This window comes from Thalassotalea sp. G2M2-11, from assembly GCF_017168195.1.
In the GTDB taxonomy this organism is placed as follows: Bacteria; Pseudomonadota; Gammaproteobacteria; order Enterobacterales; family Alteromonadaceae; genus Thalassotalea_E.
Genome location: NZ_JADNYL010000001.1, coordinates 386328 through 402373 on the forward strand (window position 1 = coordinate 386328; position 16046 = coordinate 402373).

21 protein-coding genes are annotated in these 16046 nt (G+C 39.6%); 19 read left to right on the top strand and 2 right to left on the bottom strand.

The window, feature by feature from the left end; translation table 11 throughout:
• Positions 1-48: 48 nt before the first annotated feature.
• Together IV514_RS01635 and fusA are read right to left on the bottom strand one after the other, a co-directional pair.
• The gene (locus IV514_RS01635) at positions 49-1563 is read right to left on the bottom strand and encodes a leucyl aminopeptidase (protein WP_206483169.1); all 1515 of its coding nucleotides are present in this window, start codon (positions 1561-1563) and stop codon (positions 49-51) included.
• Positions 1564-1806: 243 nt separating this feature from the next.
• Entirely contained in the window at positions 1807-3894 is a 2088-nt protein-coding gene (fusA, locus tag IV514_RS01640) for an elongation factor G (RefSeq protein WP_206483170.1), read from the bottom strand.
• A 239-nt stretch (positions 3895-4133) separates the two neighbouring features.
• Between fusA and IV514_RS01645 the strand changes: the two genes are divergently transcribed.
• The 19 genes from IV514_RS01645 (at position 4134) to rplX (ending at position 16041) form a co-directional block, all read left to right on the top strand.
• Positions 4134-4676 carry a sigma-70 family RNA polymerase sigma factor gene (locus IV514_RS01645; RefSeq protein ID WP_206483171.1) on the top strand — a complete coding sequence of 181 codons (543 nt, stop codon included), beginning with the start codon at positions 4134-4136 and terminating at the stop codon, positions 4674-4676.
• Entirely contained in the window at positions 4663-5310 is a 648-nt protein-coding gene (locus IV514_RS01650; RefSeq protein WP_206483172.1) for a hypothetical protein, read from the top strand. Before IV514_RS01645 ends, IV514_RS01650 begins: the two co-directional genes overlap by 14 nt.
• Positions 5294-6811, top strand: a complete 1518-nt coding sequence (locus IV514_RS01655; protein WP_206483173.1) for a PDZ domain-containing protein — start codon at positions 5294-5296, stop codon at positions 6809-6811. The genes IV514_RS01650 and IV514_RS01655 overlap by 17 nt, the downstream gene beginning before the upstream one ends.
• A 196-nt stretch (positions 6812-7007) precedes the next feature.
• Positions 7008-7553 carry a sigma-70 family RNA polymerase sigma factor gene (locus IV514_RS01660; RefSeq protein ID WP_206483174.1) on the top strand — a complete coding sequence of 182 codons (546 nt, stop codon included), beginning with the start codon at positions 7008-7010 and terminating at the stop codon, positions 7551-7553.
• Entirely contained in the window at positions 7537-8064 is a 528-nt protein-coding gene (locus IV514_RS01665) for a hypothetical protein (RefSeq protein WP_206483175.1), read from the top strand. Before IV514_RS01660 ends, IV514_RS01665 begins: the two co-directional genes overlap by 17 nt.
• A 233-nt stretch (positions 8065-8297) precedes the next feature.
• Positions 8298-9866: a PDZ domain-containing protein gene (locus tag IV514_RS01670; RefSeq protein WP_206483176.1), complete on the top strand. Its 1569-nt coding sequence runs from the start codon at positions 8298-8300 to the stop codon at positions 9864-9866.
• Between the two features lie 266 nt (positions 9867-10132).
• Positions 10133-10444 (top strand): 30S ribosomal protein S10, encoded by a 312-nt coding sequence (gene rpsJ / locus IV514_RS01675; RefSeq protein WP_206483177.1) that lies wholly within the window; start codon positions 10133-10135, stop codon positions 10442-10444.
• Positions 10445-10459: 15 nt separating this feature from the next.
• Positions 10460-11098, top strand: a complete 639-nt coding sequence (gene rplC / locus IV514_RS01680) for a 50S ribosomal protein L3 (RefSeq protein WP_206483178.1) — start codon at positions 10460-10462, stop codon at positions 11096-11098.
• A gap of 17 nt (positions 11099-11115) precedes the next feature.
• Positions 11116-11721 carry a 50S ribosomal protein L4 gene (rplD, locus tag IV514_RS01685; RefSeq protein ID WP_206483179.1) on the top strand — a complete coding sequence of 202 codons (606 nt, stop codon included), beginning with the start codon at positions 11116-11118 and terminating at the stop codon, positions 11719-11721.
• Positions 11718-12020 (top strand): 50S ribosomal protein L23, encoded by a 303-nt coding sequence (gene rplW / locus IV514_RS01690; protein WP_206483180.1) that lies wholly within the window; start codon positions 11718-11720, stop codon positions 12018-12020. Before rplD ends, rplW begins: the two co-directional genes overlap by 4 nt.
• Positions 12021-12032: 12 nt before the next feature.
• Positions 12033-12857, top strand: coding sequence for a 50S ribosomal protein L2 (gene rplB, locus IV514_RS01695; RefSeq protein WP_206483181.1), 825 nt, complete (start codon positions 12033-12035; stop codon positions 12855-12857).
• Positions 12858-12886: 29 nt separating this feature from the next.
• A complete protein-coding gene (gene rpsS / locus IV514_RS01700) occupies positions 12887-13162 on the top strand; it encodes a 30S ribosomal protein S19 (RefSeq protein WP_118958503.1) in 276 nt (91 codons plus the stop codon).
• 11 nt (positions 13163-13173) lie between these two features.
• The gene (rplV, locus tag IV514_RS01705) at positions 13174-13506 is read left to right on the top strand and encodes a 50S ribosomal protein L22 (RefSeq protein WP_206483182.1); all 333 of its coding nucleotides are present in this window, start codon (positions 13174-13176) and stop codon (positions 13504-13506) included.
• Between the two features lie 11 nt (positions 13507-13517).
• Positions 13518-14210: a 30S ribosomal protein S3 gene (gene rpsC / locus IV514_RS01710; RefSeq protein ID WP_206483183.1), complete on the top strand. Its 693-nt coding sequence runs from the start codon at positions 13518-13520 to the stop codon at positions 14208-14210.
• A gap of 10 nt (positions 14211-14220) precedes the next feature.
• A complete protein-coding gene (gene rplP / locus IV514_RS01715) occupies positions 14221-14634 on the top strand; it encodes a 50S ribosomal protein L16 (RefSeq protein ID WP_206483184.1) in 414 nt (137 codons plus the stop codon).
• Entirely contained in the window at positions 14634-14825 is a 192-nt protein-coding gene (rpmC, locus tag IV514_RS01720) for a 50S ribosomal protein L29 (protein WP_206483185.1), read from the top strand. Before rplP ends, rpmC begins: the two co-directional genes overlap by 1 nt.
• Positions 14825-15082 carry a 30S ribosomal protein S17 gene (rpsQ, locus tag IV514_RS01725; protein WP_206483186.1) on the top strand — a complete coding sequence of 86 codons (258 nt, stop codon included), beginning with the start codon at positions 14825-14827 and terminating at the stop codon, positions 15080-15082. Before rpmC ends, rpsQ begins: the two co-directional genes overlap by 1 nt.
• Positions 15083-15345: 263 nt before the next feature.
• A complete protein-coding gene (gene rplN / locus IV514_RS01730; protein WP_206483187.1) occupies positions 15346-15714 on the top strand; it encodes a 50S ribosomal protein L14 in 369 nt (122 codons plus the stop codon).
• 12 nt (positions 15715-15726) lie between these two features.
• Positions 15727-16041, top strand: a complete 315-nt coding sequence (gene rplX / locus IV514_RS01735) for a 50S ribosomal protein L24 (RefSeq protein ID WP_206483188.1) — start codon at positions 15727-15729, stop codon at positions 16039-16041.
• The last annotated feature ends 5 nt before the right edge of the window (positions 16042-16046 follow it).

The following is a 16046-nucleotide window of genomic DNA, read 5'->3' on the forward strand; positions in this document are numbered from 1 at the left end:
CCTGCAAATTAAGATTTGCAGGCTTTTTGTTTAATATGTCGAACTGATTTACTGATTTACTTGAGCTTGAATCCATTCGGTTAATAAGCGAACGCCATAACCCGTACCACCTTTAGGTACTTCACCTTTTGCAGAATCGGCTAATGCGTTGCCTGCAATATCTAAATGCGCCCATTTTACATCACCTGCAAAATGCTGTAGAAAGCTTGCTGCTGTTGTGGCACCAGGTCCACCTGTTCCCGTATTACGAAGATCGGCAATGTCACTGTTGAGTTTATCTTTATAACCTAAAGGTAGACGCCACAGGTTTTCGTTTACTTGCTCACCAGCATTGATAAGTTCACTGACCAGCTCGTCACTTTCCGAAAAGATTGCTGCATAGTCATTTCCTACTGCGCGTATTTTGGAGCCTGTCAGAGTTGCTAAATCTACCATGACCTGTGGTTTGTAATATTTTCTTGCATACCACATAGCATCTGAAAGCACTAGTCGCCCTTCAGCATCGGTATTGGTGATTTCTACGGTTAAGCCTTCGGCAGTGGTTAACACATCACCAGGTGCAATTGAGTATTCAGAAACCATATTGGCGGCCATACCCATCACGGCAACAACATTTACTTTTGTTTTGCTAAGCGCCAGTGCTTTAATGGTACCAAGTGCAGCAGCGGCACCTGCCATATCCACTTTCATGTGAGCAATTGAGTTACTGGTTTTAATATTGTAACCGCCTGAGTCGAAGGTTATGCCTTTACCAGCGATAGCAATTGGCGCATCGTCACTATTTTTGTAATGAGCAATAACTAGTCGAGATCCGTCTTTACTACCACGGCCAACTCCTTCTAACGCTCCCATACCGAGCTTCTTCATTTCTTTTGGCGTGAGTATTTTGACCTTTACTCCTAATTTTTTTAAGGACTGTGCTGCTTGGGCAAATTCAACAGGTGTCATTTCTGTAGCTGTTTCATTAGTGAGATCGCGAGCAAAAAATACTCCACTTGCAATGTGCGATAGTGGCGTAAAAGCATTTTGGCTCGTTTTACCGTTATTAACATCAAACAGGTAGTTTTTTTCTACGCGTTTTTCCTTGCGGTATTTATCGAATTGGTAGGCTCTTAAATTTATGCCATGAGCAAGTAAAGCACTGGTTTTGGCATTGTTTTGGCCTAAATCATCGGCAGCAACAGTAATGGTCTTTATTTGCTTATGTTCTAATTGTGCGGAAATATTCCCGCCGAGTTTAGTGATTTGCTTTTTCGATAAGAGATTGTTGTCAACACCAACGATTAACACCCGTTGATAGTTGATGTTATTTGGTGCTATTACTGTAACAAATTTGCCATAGTCTCCTTTAAAATCTGTTGCCTGCATAGCCTTGCTTAGCTGGCCATTTGTTTTTACATCAAATGTTTTAAAGGTTTTATTTACACCATTGGTGCCATGAAACACTACGAGTGTATCTGATTTGTCGTTTACTTGACTATTGAATGAAAAGTTATCTGCTTGGCATAGAGTGGCTGCCGATAGCATTGCAATGGTTAAAGTGAATTTAGAAAATTTTATCATCTGAATTTCCTTATTTGTTGTTATATTTGGACGTATTTTAAGAAACATACTACCTGATTTAGATGTTAAATTAATGGCTATAAGATTAATGGAATGCAGGGTGAGATTAATAGCAAATACTATGGAGAAAGTGAGGCAATTGCATAAGGTGATGACAGTTGTTGTTGTGCTATTTTGTGTATCTAGATCAAAAAGCCCCGCTAGTTAGCAGGGCTTTGAAATAATCTAACTAAATGTTAGAAATTATTTTTTCTCGTTACGTGCTTTAACTTCAGCAATAACTTCTTCAGCTACGTTTTGTGGTGCAGCTGCGTAGTGGCTGAACTCCATAGAGAATTGGCCACGGCCTGATGTCATTGTACGTAAGTGACCAATGTAACCAAACATTTCTGAAAGTGGTACGTCAGCCTTGATACGAACACCTGTTGTACCAGCTTCTTGGTCTTTGATCATACCACGACGACGGTTAAGGTCACCGATAACATCACCCACGTGATCTTCTGGTGTGAACACGTCAACTTTCATGATAGGTTCAAGAAGTTGGGCACCGGCTTTAGGCATTGACTGACGGAAAGCGCCTTTTGCTGCAATTTCAAAGGCAACCGCTGATGAGTCAACTGCGTGGAAACCACCGTCAAATAACTCAACCTCAACGTCTAGTACAGGGAAACCTGCAACTGGACCTTCTTGCATCATGCCAGCAAAACCTTTTTCAATCGCAGGGAAGAATTCCTTAGGAACGTTACCACCAACAACTGATGAAGTGAATTTGAAGCCTGAATTTTGCTCACCTGGCTTGATACGGTAATCAATTTTACCGAATTGACCAGAACCACCAGATTGTTTCTTATGAGTATAAGAATCTTCAATCTCTTGTGTGATAGTTTCACGGTATGCTACTTGAGGCTTACCAACTTCAAGTTCAACACCGTAAGTACGCTTAAGGATATCAACTTTAATGTCTAAGTGAAGTTCACCCATACCTTTAAGGATAGTTTCACCTGAGTCTTCGTCAGTTTCAACTTGGAATGAAGGATCTTCAGCAACCATTTTACCGATAGCGATACCCATTTTCTCTGTTGAACCTTTATCTTTCGGAGCAACAGCAATTGAAATAACTGGTTCTGGGAATACCATAGCTTCAAGCGTACAAGGGTTCTTAACATCACATAATGTGTGACCTGTTTGAACGTTTTTCATACCTACGATGGCTAAAATATCACCTGCTTGCGCTTCAGTTAACTCAGTACGATCATCAGCTTGCATTTCAACCATACGGCCAATACGTTCAGTCTTACCTGTGAATGAGTTAAGTACAGTATCACCTTTCTTGACGCGACCTGAGTAGATACGAATGAAAGTAAGGGCACCAAAACGGTCATCCATGATCTTAAATGCTAAGGCGCGGAATGGTTCGTCAGCGTCAACGATCGCATGTTCACCAGTAGGCTCACCTTCTTCATCAGTTAATGGCTGAGGTGGAACTTCAGTTGGTGAAGGTAAGTAATCAACAACAGCATCAAGTAGAAGTTGCATGCCTTTGTTTTTGAAAGCTGAACCACAGTACGTTGGGAAGAATAATAATTCATTAGTACCTTTACGAATACACGCTTTGATTTGCTCATCCGTTGGGTCTAATTCACCTTCCAAATAGTCCATTAATAAGTCTTCGTCAGCTTCTAACGCTGTTTCGATTAACTGTTCACGGTACTCAGCTGCTTGGTCTACCAAGTCTGCTGGAATATCAGTGATTTCGTAGTTTTCTGGTTGACCTGAATCATCCCATACGTACGCTTTTTGAGATAAAACGTCTACTACACCTACGAAATCATCTTCTTCACCGATTGGTAAAGTCATTACAAGCGGGTTAGCACCTAATACTTTTTTAACTTGATCTTTAACGCGGAAGAAGTTTGCACCTAAACGGTCTAACTTGTTAACGAAAATCAAACGAGCAACTTTTGACTCGTTAGCATAACGCCAGTTAGTTTCTGATTGCGGTTCAACACCACCAGAACCACAGAATACACCAATACCACCATCAAGAACTTTTAATGAACGGTATACTTCAACGGTAAAGTCAACGTGACCCGGAGTGTCAATTACGTTAAAACGGTGTTTTTTCCACTCACAAGTTACCGCAGCAGATTGGATTGTAATACCACGCTCTGCTTCTTGCTCCATGAAGTCAGTTGTTGATTCACCATCGTGAACCTCACCAAGCTTATGGATTTTACCTGTAAGTTTCAAAATTCGTTCAGTTGTTGTGGTTTTACCAGCATCAACGTGAGCGAAAATACCAATATTTCTGTATTTGCTTAAATCTGCCATTGTATTGCTCTAATAAGGTTAGTGAATAAAAACCGCGCGAGTATACCAGAAGTTGCGTTAAACAAAAATAACTTCTGGTAGAAAATTGCAATCTTCACAATTTAATTGGCTATTCGCTGAAGAAAACGTACGGTGCAGTAGTGCAATATGATAATAGTGAAATATAAATGTAAATAAGTGCGACCGTTAGTCCAGCTGACTTGTTTATTAGTGTAAAAAAGTACAAAGGATGGTGATTGTTGAACGAATGGCATGAAAATATCGTAGATAGGATGAAGAGGGGAGAAGCACAGGCATTTGAGCAATGTTATCAATGTTGGTCATCGAATATTTACACAGTTATTTCGCAAATTTGCAATGAACCGGCCTGTGTTGAGGACATTATGCAAGATACCTTTATTAGCGCTTTTGAAAATATTCATAGTTTTAAACCTCAGTACACATTTATCGCTTGGTTAAAACGTATTGCATTTAACAAGACTATCAATGTGTTAAATAAAGAAAAGGTTAAACGTAATGGACAGAGTGAGCTCAAGAGGATGCATATTGAAGCATTGTCACAAGATCACAGTTACGAACAAGAAAATTTACTGAGTTATTTGTTCAAAGATCTTCCCAGTCAGGAAAGGTTAATACTTTGGTTATTTATAGTTGAGCAATATAGCCATAGAGAAATCGCCGATCTTGTTGGTCGTTCTACCAGTTATTCTAAGTCAATCGTTTCAAGAAGCTTAAAAAAGCTTAGAGAAAAATATGGGAGACAACAATATGCATGCTTGTAATGGTAAGTTCAACTCTTCATTGAATGATATTGAACCGGAGCATTTGGAACAGTGTAAAAGCTGCCAATTAGATTATGAATTGATCACTAAACTAAGAGCAGATGCTAATGCGTTATCATTAAAGTTACCTCCTGAGCGTATTTGGCGCAATATTACAAAAAATACGACTGACACCGGAGGTAAAATCAATATGCATATAACCAGTGACCGATTAACAGAGTCGTTAAGTGACATAGAGCTGTTACATATAGAGTCGTGCACCCAATGTAAAGCAGAGCGTCAAAAACTGCCGGTTAAAAAGAATAAGGTGTTTTCATCGAAGCCACTTATTTACGCCACCGCTGCTTCAATAATGATGCTATCCATTAGCTGGCTTATGTGGAGTCAACATCAGTTACAACGGCAGTTAGATGAAGTCTTAGTCATAAATATGATGTTAGAAGACAAACTAAATAATGAATCGCACATTACTTTTCAACAAGCCGCTTTAGTTGAGGTGTTACGAGAAATTGATGAAGAGTTATATCAAGCTAGTTCAGCTAAAGAAAAAATAAAAATACTACAGAAAAGGCGCCAAGTGATTCAACAGCACTTTGTGCAGTCAAAAGGAGATGAGAATGAATTCAGTATCTAAAATTTTTACCACTATAACCTTGTTATTTTGTGTCAATAGTTATGCAAAAGAACAGTGTTCCGTACTAACTTTTGAGCAAACGGATGACTTTGTGTTAGATCTTGCCAGCGTAGATAGTAAACCCGTGTTGGTTTCTCGTAATTACCGTGAGGTCATGAGCGGTCGGCATGAATATAAAATCATGCCTGGCGAGCATTCTATCACCTTGCTGCAATACCCTAAATCATATTATCAGTTAAGCAACTCTGATTTTGCGCCAAGGGCAAGCGCCAAAGGTTTGGTTGATGTAAAAATTAAGGTTTTTCATTTAAAAATAGACAGTGGTTATAAACTTACTATTGGTTTAACAGAAAATTCGGAGTTTGCTCCTATTAATCTTGTGAACCAACAAAGTACAAACTGTGAATTGCAGTCAGATGACATAATATTTGGAAAAAAAGACAGTTTGTATGTAGATAACGAACCATTACCTGATGAGCTCGAGCAAGGTTTAACTCGTGTAATGACCCGTATTAGGGATTATCATCAACAGGAAAGAGATTTTGAAGCGAATATTGTGCCTACCAAAATCGATGAATACTTTGGTAGCGTTATTGATGATGATTATAGTGACAAAAACCAAATTAAAATTTTAACAGTGTTACCTTTTTCGTTGGCGGCTGAATTAGGATTGAAATCTGGTGATAGCATCATAGGTATGGGGAATAGAAACATAACTAAAAATGACGGAGAACCGCGAGATTTATTTGCAAGTTATATAAAAGGTGTTGATTACAAAGCGCCTTTAATTTTTGATGTTATTAGAGATCATGAAAAGCTTAAGATAACTGGGAAAAAACAATTTAAGATCATTCCGGGCAGTCATTATTCTTTTGATAATACAACAAACCAACCCTTACAAATAACCAACAGAAAAAGGTTAGATCCAAAGTTGGCTTTTGCCTATGACAGGGAAATGTTGGCTTTACAGGAATATTATCGCACAAAAGACATAAAAGCCGATTATATCCGTTTGCATCGAGACAAAAGACTCAGTAATAGCTTTGGTCTTAAAGGAAAAGCAATTAAAGGGGCAGGGATTTTAGTAACATTTCTCACTGAAAGTAGCCCTATGAAAAAGCTTGGGTTAAAGAAGGATGACTTAATTATTACCCTTGGGGACGGATCAAAGGCGACCGATAATATCGAGACGTTAATCGCGCAAACTAGGGCATGGCAACCGAATGAAAGTGTTTCTATGGTAGTAAAACGTGATGGTAAATCAGTAGAATTACAAGGTGTCTACGAGCCGCAATATTTACCTGGTTATACGTTATCTTTAGAGGTGAATGCTGAAAAATACATTAATGAAGCGAGACAAGAATTACGTAAAAAGAATTTTATATCCAAACCTTTTCCTATGCCACACAGACAAATAAGGTTTAGCAGTATTAATAGCAGAGCAAAGAGTCGTGCCGCAGATAATCCCCGATACAGAAACGTTAACACTAACAGCAAATAGCAAAAATTAATCAAATAAAATAAGAAGGGCAATAGTGTTTTAGTGATTGCTCTTCTTACATAGATGATAACCATTATTATAGTATTTAAAATAATGACAATTAATAAAGCTGAATAATGCGATAACAACAAAAAAAGTGCGACGATATAATCAAGTTAATTGTTTAATAACTATAGAGCAATAAAAGGAGTTATTTTTGGAGATTTGGGAAATAAGTTTAGTGGATGAATTAAAGCAAGGAAGCACGCAAGCGTGTGAGCGTTGCTACCGTTTATTATCTTCCCAGTTATATACCGTTATTTATAAAGTGTGTCAGAACCAAGCAACAGCCCAAGAATTATTGCAAGATACCTTTTTGGATATTTTTGAAAAAGTACATTGTTTTAAGAAACAACAATCTTTTGTTGCTTGGTGTAAGCGGATCGCATTTAACAATACACTAAACTTCATTAAGCGTAATAACCGTATGGAATTTATAGAAGAGTTGCCTGATATGTTGTTTGATGAGGAAAATTGTGTATCTGAGGTGATTGCAGATAGTCGGTTGATAGAGTCACTATTTGCCAAAATATCGGAAGTTGAAAGGTTAATTTTATGGTTATTTATTGTCGAACAATATAATCATGAAGAGATCGCTGTTCTAGTATCAAAATCACCTAGTTATTCCAAATCAATCGTATCACGTGCCTTAAAGAGAATACGAATGTCACCGGAGGTAAAAACATATGCACATAACCAGTGACCGATTAACTGAATCATTGAGTGATATAGAGCTGTTGCATATACAGTCATGCACGCAGTGTAAAATTGAACGCCAAAAATTAATGGCGCTGAAAGTTTCTGCCAATCAAATGTCGTTAATGTCACCCTCAGATGAAGTGTGGCAACAGCTTGCTAAACAGCTGCCAGTTAAAAAGAAAAAGTCGTTTTCAATTAAATCATTTACTTATGCTAGTGCCGCTTCGTTAATGATGTTATCAATTGGCTGGTTAATGTGGAGTCAACATCAGTTGCAGCAGGAATTAGAAGCAGTCTTGGTGCTTAATAACAAACTGGAAGAACAGTTATATAAGGCTGATGTACCTGCTTATAACCAAGTATTGATAATGCATGATTTGTCCGAAATCAATAGCCGGCTTGTAGGGACTAAAAGTACCAAAGAGAAAATAGAAATTTTAGACCGACGATCTAAACTTATTCAGCAATACTTTGCTCAACTAGAGCAAGAAAAAGATGATCTTTTTAGTATTTAATTCTCACTTAGTAGCTTAAGCATCTACTTGATATTAAAGAGTGTTGTTAGGATTGTTTCAATGTCACTAAGAGCAGAACCTTAAGGGCGAGGAATGACTGTATAAGAACTTGTGGTTGTGAAATGGAATAAAACAGAAAAACCACCTAATTAGTATGAGCGAACAATGGATGGTTGATGAATTAGAAAGAGCTAGTACAACAATAATGACTTAATTGTTAGAAGGAATAAAAGATGAATGTTATATCGACTCGAACAGCAGTATTCGCCATGTTTATTGGCAGCCTTCCTGTTGGCAGTGCGTATGCACAAAAATGCACACATATAGATTTGGTTAATGAGCAAGAAGCTACAACTTACTTAAAAATTGTTGATATCGACAATCAAACTTTAGCGCTAGACACCGGATTTAAGGCTGAAAGTACTCATTATACTGTAACTGAAGGAACAAAGGTTTTCACGATTTTAGAAACCCCAAAAGAGCTATATAAGTTCCAAAAGCGTTTATCTAGACCTAGCAGCTTTAGTCAGTCATTTGAAAGAAATAGAAAGGCGCGCAAAAAATATGCTCAGTTGTTTGAGCAACAAAAGGTGCATCAGTTTGTGCTACCGTTAGTGAGTGATAAAAATTATACCATAGGACTTAATGAAAATGATGCTGTCGATATTCTTTTAGTCAGTGATCGTCAATGTGCTGCCAATACTCAACTGACAACGAAAAAATCTTACAAGCCAGTAATAGAAGATGTGAAGAATTTGCCGAGCGTTTTAAGACGCTCCCTTGATAACATCATGTTGGCGTATGAAAAACAAGCAAAGACAGAAGAAGCTATCTCACACTTTTCCCCCTTAAGTGTTTATCAATTTTTTGGCGCTGTAGTTGATGACAAATACAGCAAAGACAACAATATAAAAGTGTTAACGGTATTGCCTAATACACTCGCATTTAACTTGGGCTTACGAAGTAATGATGAGATCACTGGCTTATCAAATAACGAGCGGCTTTCACCAAATGAGTTGTTAGCTAACTATTTACGCGAAAATAACCAAGAGCAACAATTAACTCTGTCAATTAAAAGGAATGGCAAAACTCAAACCCTTAAGGGAGACAACCAACCAACCATTATCCCCAGCAGTTGGTTTGCATTGGCTCAAGGTGATTTAAAAGGCGGAGTGATAAAAGATTCTCTAAAAGAAAGTCAACTGGATGAGCAATACAATACATTAATGTTAATGCTTAAGCGCTATTTCGAAACAAGTGAGCACAGCGACGGACGAATTACATTGATAAACAGCCAGAGACGTAATGCCAGTTTAGGGGTAAAGGGGAAAGAGTTAAAACAAAAAGGTCTACTGATTACCTCTATTGAAGCGAATAGCCCATTAGCTAAGCTAGGCTTACGTCAAGGCGATATTATCACTGAGATTGTCGGCGTAAGTGGAGTGGTTGATAAGGTAAACTTACTGACACAATTTACTGATGGATTAACACCTTCACAATCTTTTGCGTTAAATATCGAAAGAAATGGTAACAAGCAAATGCTAGCGGGTAATTATTTAAATGACTTTATTCCATCCTATCAATTGACGGTTGACTTAGATTCGACCGAAGCATTTCAACAAAGGTTACTTGCCAGAGCTGAAAATCCATCCATTTGGGATATGACTACCAGTTTAAAAAACCATCCATACTTCCATTCTCAAAGAGCTAATGTTTATAGTAATAAAGCTGAAGCAATCGCGACTAGAGGCACGTACAGTAATAGTGGCAGCTACAGTAAAAATTATAATGGTGGTAATTAAGTAACTGTTGAATTTAAATATTACTACTATCTTAAAAGAAGATAAAAGGTAAGGATATTTAATCCATTGCCTTTTATCTTTTTTTATGTATAATACGCGCTCACGATTGGCCTAGCCATCGGGAAATAACTAAGTTGCTTTGAAAGAACTTAGTTCATACAGCAACTCCGATAGGGAGTTGAATGTTTATAGCGATACTCCCCCCTTTTCAATAAAAAGGTGATGGGCAGTATTTTGTTCGTTCTTTAAATTTGGGGATTTGTTTCATGACAAATCAAAGAATTCGCATTCGTTTGAAAGCGTTCGATCATCGTTTGATTGATCAATCTACAGCAGAAATCGTTGACACTGCTAAGCGTACTGGCGCGCAGGTTCGTGGTCCTATTCCATTACCTACTCGCAAAGAGCGTTTCACAGTTTTGATTTCTCCACACGTTAACAAAGATGCGCGTGATCAGTACGAAATTCGTACTCACAAGCGTTTAATTGATATCGTTGAACCTACTGAAAAGACTGTTGACGCATTAATGCGTTTAGACTTAGCAGCTGGTGTTGACGTTCAAATTAGCTTGGGTTAATAGGGGGTTTTTAACATGACTATAGGTCTAGTTGGACGTAAAGTTGGTATGACTCGTATCTTCACTGAAGATGGCGTTTCTACTCCTGTTACCGTCCTTGAAGTTGAAGCCAACCGTGTTGCTCAGGTAAAAACTGTAGACAACGATGGTTATTCAGCGCTTCAAGTTACTACGGGCAGCAAAAAAGCTAACCGTGTTAACAAACCAGCCGCTGGGCATTTCGCGAAAGCAGGTATCGAAGCAGGCCGCGGCTTGTGGGAGTTCCGTTTAAACGAAAATGAAGGTGAAGGTCTTGAAGCCGGCAGTGAAATCACTGTTGAGTTATTCAACGAGACAAAATTAGTAGATGTAACCGGTACTTCTAAAGGTAAAGGTTTCCAAGGTGGTATTAAGCGTTGGAACTTTAGCATGCAAGATGCTACTCACGGTAACTCTATTTCTCACCGTTCTAACGGTTCGATCGGCCAGTGTCAAACACCAGGTCGTGTATTCAAAGGCAAAAAAATGTCTGGTCATATGGGTGCTGTGAAGACAACTACACAAAACCTTGAATTGGTTCGTGTTGATGCAGAACGTAACTTGCTCCTTATTAAAGGTTCAGTTCCGGGTGCAATCAACGGTAACGTAATCATCAAACCAGCTGTTAAAGCATAACGCCCAGGAGATTTGTGATGGAATTAGCATTAAAAGACGCTTCAGGCGCTCTTGAAGTTTCCGAAGCAACTTTTGGACGTGAGTTTAATGAAGCTTTAGTACACCAAGTAGTAGTTGCTTATGCAGCTGGTGCTCGTCAAGGTACTCGTGCTCAGAAAACTCGTTCAGAAGTAAGCGGCGGTGGCGCAAAACCATGGCGTCAAAAAGGTACTGGCCGTGCACGTGCTGGTACAACTCGTGGACCAATCTGGAGAACTGGTGGCGTTACATTCGCAGCTAAGCCTCAAGACCACAGCCAAAAAGTAAACCGTAAAATGTACCGTGGTGCTCTTGCAAGCATCTTATCTGAGTTAGTTCGTCAAGAACGCTTAGTTGTGGTAAATGATTTTGCAGTTGAAACGCCAAAAACTAAAGAATTAGTTGCCAAGCTTAAAGGTTTAGAGCTTAAAGACGTATTAATTGTTACACCAGAAGTAACAGAGAATTTGTTCTTAGCTGCTCGTAACTTATACAAAGTTGATGTTCGCGACGTAGCGGGTATCGACCCTGCAAGCTTAGTTGGTTTCGAAAAAGTATTGATGACTGCATCAGCAGTTAAGCAAGTTGAGGAGATGTTAGCATGATAAGCGAAGAACGTTTGTTAAAAGTGCTTTTGGCACCGAACATTTCTGAGAAAAGCACAATGGCTGCTGAAGCAAACAACACTGTTGTTTTCAAAGTTGCTACAAATGCTACTAAAGCTGAAATCAAAGCAGCTGTTGAGAAACTTTTTGAAGTTTCAGTTGAAGGTGTTCGCACACTAAATGTTAAAGGTAAGACAAAACGTACTGGTGCTCGTTTTGGTCGTCGTAGCGACTGGAAAAAAGCTTACGTTACTCTTGCTGAAGGCAGCGACATCGACTTCGTTGGCGCAGAAGCATAGGAGAAGGTATAAATGGCTATCGTAAAATGTAAACCTACTTCTCCGGGTCGTCGCCACGTTGTTAAAGTGGTCAACCCAGAGTTGCACAAAGGTAAGCCTTACGCTCCATTGTTAGAGAAAAACTCTAAGTCTGGTGGTCGTAATAACAAAGGTCGTATTACTGTTCGTCACGTTGGTGGTGGTCATAAGCATCATTATCGCGTAATTGACTTTAAACGTACTAAAGATGGTATCCCTGCAACTGTAGAGCGTTTGGAATATGATCCAAACCGTAGTGCTAACATCGCGTTAGTATTATATGCAGATGGTGAACGTCGTTACATCTTAGCTCCTAAGGGCTTAAAAGCTGGTGATTCAATCCAGTCTGGTGTAGATGCGCCAATCAAAGCAGGTAACACATTACCATTGCGTAACACACCATTAGGTAGTGTTATTCATGCAATCGAACTTAAACCTGGCAAAGGTGCTCAAATCGCTCGTGCAGCGGGTACTTATGCTCAATTAGTTGCTAAAGACGGTGCTTATGTCACTTTACGTCTTCGTTCAGGCGAAATGCGTAAGATTGAAGCAGATTGTCGCGCTACTTTAGGTGAAATCGGTAACGCTGAGCATATGCTTCGCTCTTTAGGTAAAGCAGGTGCAAATCGTTGGCGTGGTGTTCGCCCAACTGTTCGTGGTGTTGCCATGAACCCAGTTGATCACCCTCACGGTGGTGGTGAAGGTAAAACTTCAGGCGGTCGTCATCCGGTATCTCCTTGGGGTGTACCAACTAAGGGTTATAAGACTCGTAAAAACAAGCGTACTGATAAGTTTATCGTACGTCGTCGTACTAAGTAATAGTACTTATTAATTAAAGAGGAATCACCATGCCACGTTCTCTCAAGAAAGGTCCATTTATTGACCTACACTTGTTGACGAAGGTAGAGAAAGCGGTGGAAAGCGGGAATAAAAAGCCAATTAAAACTTGGTCCCGTCGCTCAATGATCATACCTAATATGATCGGATTGACCATTGCTGTCCATAATGGCCGTCAACACGTTCCTGTATTTGTAACCGAAGAAATGATCGGTCACAAATTGGGTGAATTTGCACCAACTCGTACTTATCGCGGCCATGTCGTCGATAAGAAAGCGAAGAAGTAAGGGGAAGTTAAATGGAAGCTATTGCTAAACATAAATTTGCCCGTGGTTCAGCACAAAAAGCGCGTTTAGTTGTGGATCAAATCCGCGGCTTAAATGTTGAGAAAGCTTTGGAAATCTTAGAATACAGCAACAAATCAGCTGCTGTTTTGGTTAAGAAAGTACTTAACTCAGCGATCGCGAATGCTGAACATAACGAAGGTGCAGACATTGATGAATTATTCGTTAAAACTATTATGGTTGACGATGGTCCAACAATGAAGCGTATTAAGCCTCGTGCGAAAGGTCGCGCGGATCGTATCCTTAAGCGTACAAGTCACATCACTGTGATTGTAGCTGATAGCTAGGAGATATTAGAATGGGTCAAAAAGTCCATCCAAATGGTATTCGCTTAGGTATCACTAAACCTTTCGCGTCTACTTGGTTTGCAAGTAGCAAAGAGTTTGCAGATAACTTACACGGTGACCATTTGGTACGTGCATACTTATCTGAAAAGCTTAAGCGTGCATCATTATCAAAAATTGTAATTGAGCGTCCAGCCAAATCAATCCGCGTAACAATCCACACGGCTCGTCCAGGTGTTGTTATCGGTAAGAAAGGCGAAGATGTAGAAAAATTACGTTTACAGGTATCTAAAATTGCCGGTGTACCAGCACAAATCAACATTGCTGAAGTACGTAAGCCAGAAATGGATGCGCAGCTAGTTGCTGACAGCATTGGTAGTCAATTAGAACGTCGTGTTATGTTCCGTCGCGCCATGAAGCGTGCCGTACAAAATGCTATGCGTTTAGGTGCTAAGGGTATCAAAGTTGAAGTTAGCGGTCGTTTAGGCGGCGCTGATATCGCACGTTCAGAATGGTATCGTGAAGGTCGTGTACCTTTACATACATTACGTGCTGACATCGATTACGCAACTGCGCGTGGCGAAACAACTTACGGTACTATTGGTATTAAAGTTTGGATCTTCAAAGGTGAAGTGATCGGTGGTATGCCTGCACAGGTAGAAGCACCAGCTAAGCCTAAGAAAAGAAACAACCGCAAGAGCAAGTAGGGGATAAGTTATGTTACAACCAAAACGTACTAAATTCCGTAAGCAATTTAAATTGCGTAACCGCGGTCTTGCACAAGTAGGTAGTTCAGTTAGCTTCGGTACTTACGGGTTAAAATCAGTTGAGCGTGGTCGTATGACTGCACGTCAAATTGAAGCAGCTCGTCGTGCGATGACTCGTCACGTTAAGCGTCAAGGTAAAATTTGGATCCGTGTATTCCCAGACAAGCCTATTACTAAGAAACCTCTTGAGGTTCGTATGGGTAAAGGTAAAGGTTCTGTAGAGTATTGGGTATGTCAAATTCTACCAGGTCGTGTTCTTTATGAAATGGAAGGTGTATCAGAAGAATTAGCGCGCGAAGCATTTGCTTTAGCAGCAGCTAAACTTCCGTTCAAAACAACCTTCGTAACTAGAACGGTGATGTAATGAAAGCTAGCGAATTAAAAGAGAAAAGCATTGAAGAGCTAAATGCTGAATTACTTGAGCTTTTGCGCGAACAGTTTAACTATCGCATGCAAGCAAGCACAGGTCAGTTAGCACAAACTCACTTGCTAAGAACTGTACGTCGCAATATTGCGCGTGTTAAGACTATCATAGCTGAAAAGGCAGGTAAGTAATGAGCGATAAAATTCGTACACTACAAGGTCGCGTAATCAGTGACAAAATGGATAAGTCTATCACTGTATTGATTGAGCGTCGTGTTAAGCACCCAATCTATGGTAAGTTCATTTCGCGTTCAACTAAGTTGAAAGCTCATGATGAAACTAACCAATGTGCAATGGGTGACATTGTAACTATTCGTGAATGTGCTCCAATCTCTAAGTCTAAATCTTGGACATTAGTAGATGTAGTGGAAAAAGCGAAAGTAATTTAATTCTCACTTTATGGTGTGAATGAATAAAAACGGCTTCCAAGGAAGCCGTTTTTTTATAGGTCTTTTTCCGAGAGCCTCATCAGTGAAAGTAGGCTATATAGAGAATTCATAAAAATTGTCTAAATAAAGTACCACTTTTTTTCTACTGGTGTTATAATCTCGCGCCCTCATCTTGTGAGTGGGGGTTGAAAAGGCAGTGACGGGTCGAATTTTTGGCCTTGAATTTCTATCTTAGTATTAGATAAATAGCGGAGCACATGTAAATGATCCAAATGCAAACACAGCTTGACGTTGCTGATAACAGTGGCGCTCGACGCGTGCAATGTATAAAGGTCCTTGGTGGCTCGCACCGTCGCTATGCACGCATAGGTGACATCATCAAAGTTGCAGTTAAGGAAGCAATTCCTCGCGGTAAAGTAAAAAAAGGTGATGTTCTAACTGCGGTAGTGGTGCGCACTAAAAAGGGCGTACGTCGCCCGGATGGCTCAGCCATTCGTTTTGACGGAAACGCGGCTGTAATGCTTAATGCAAACTTACAGCCAATTGGTACTCGTATTTTCGGGCCTGTGACACGTGAATTAAGAACTGAGAAGTTCATGAAGATCGTTTCATTAGCTCCAGAAGTACTATAAGGAGTCACGATAATGGCATCTAAGATTCGTCGTGATGATGAAGTAATCGTACTTGCAGGTAAAGACAAGGGCAAAACTGGTAAAGTTACTAAAGTTCTTGTTGAAGAAAGCAAGGTATACGTCGAAGGCGTAAACATGATCAAGAAGCACACTAAGCCTGTACCTCAGTTACAGCAGCCTGGTGGAATTGTTGAGAAAGAAGCACCTTTAGACGTTTCAAACGTAGCGATCCTTAACCCTAAAACGGGTAAAGCAGATCGTGTTGGTTTTAGAGATGAAGACGGCAAGAAAGTTCGCTTCTTCAAATCTAATAACGAATTAGTTTAATAATT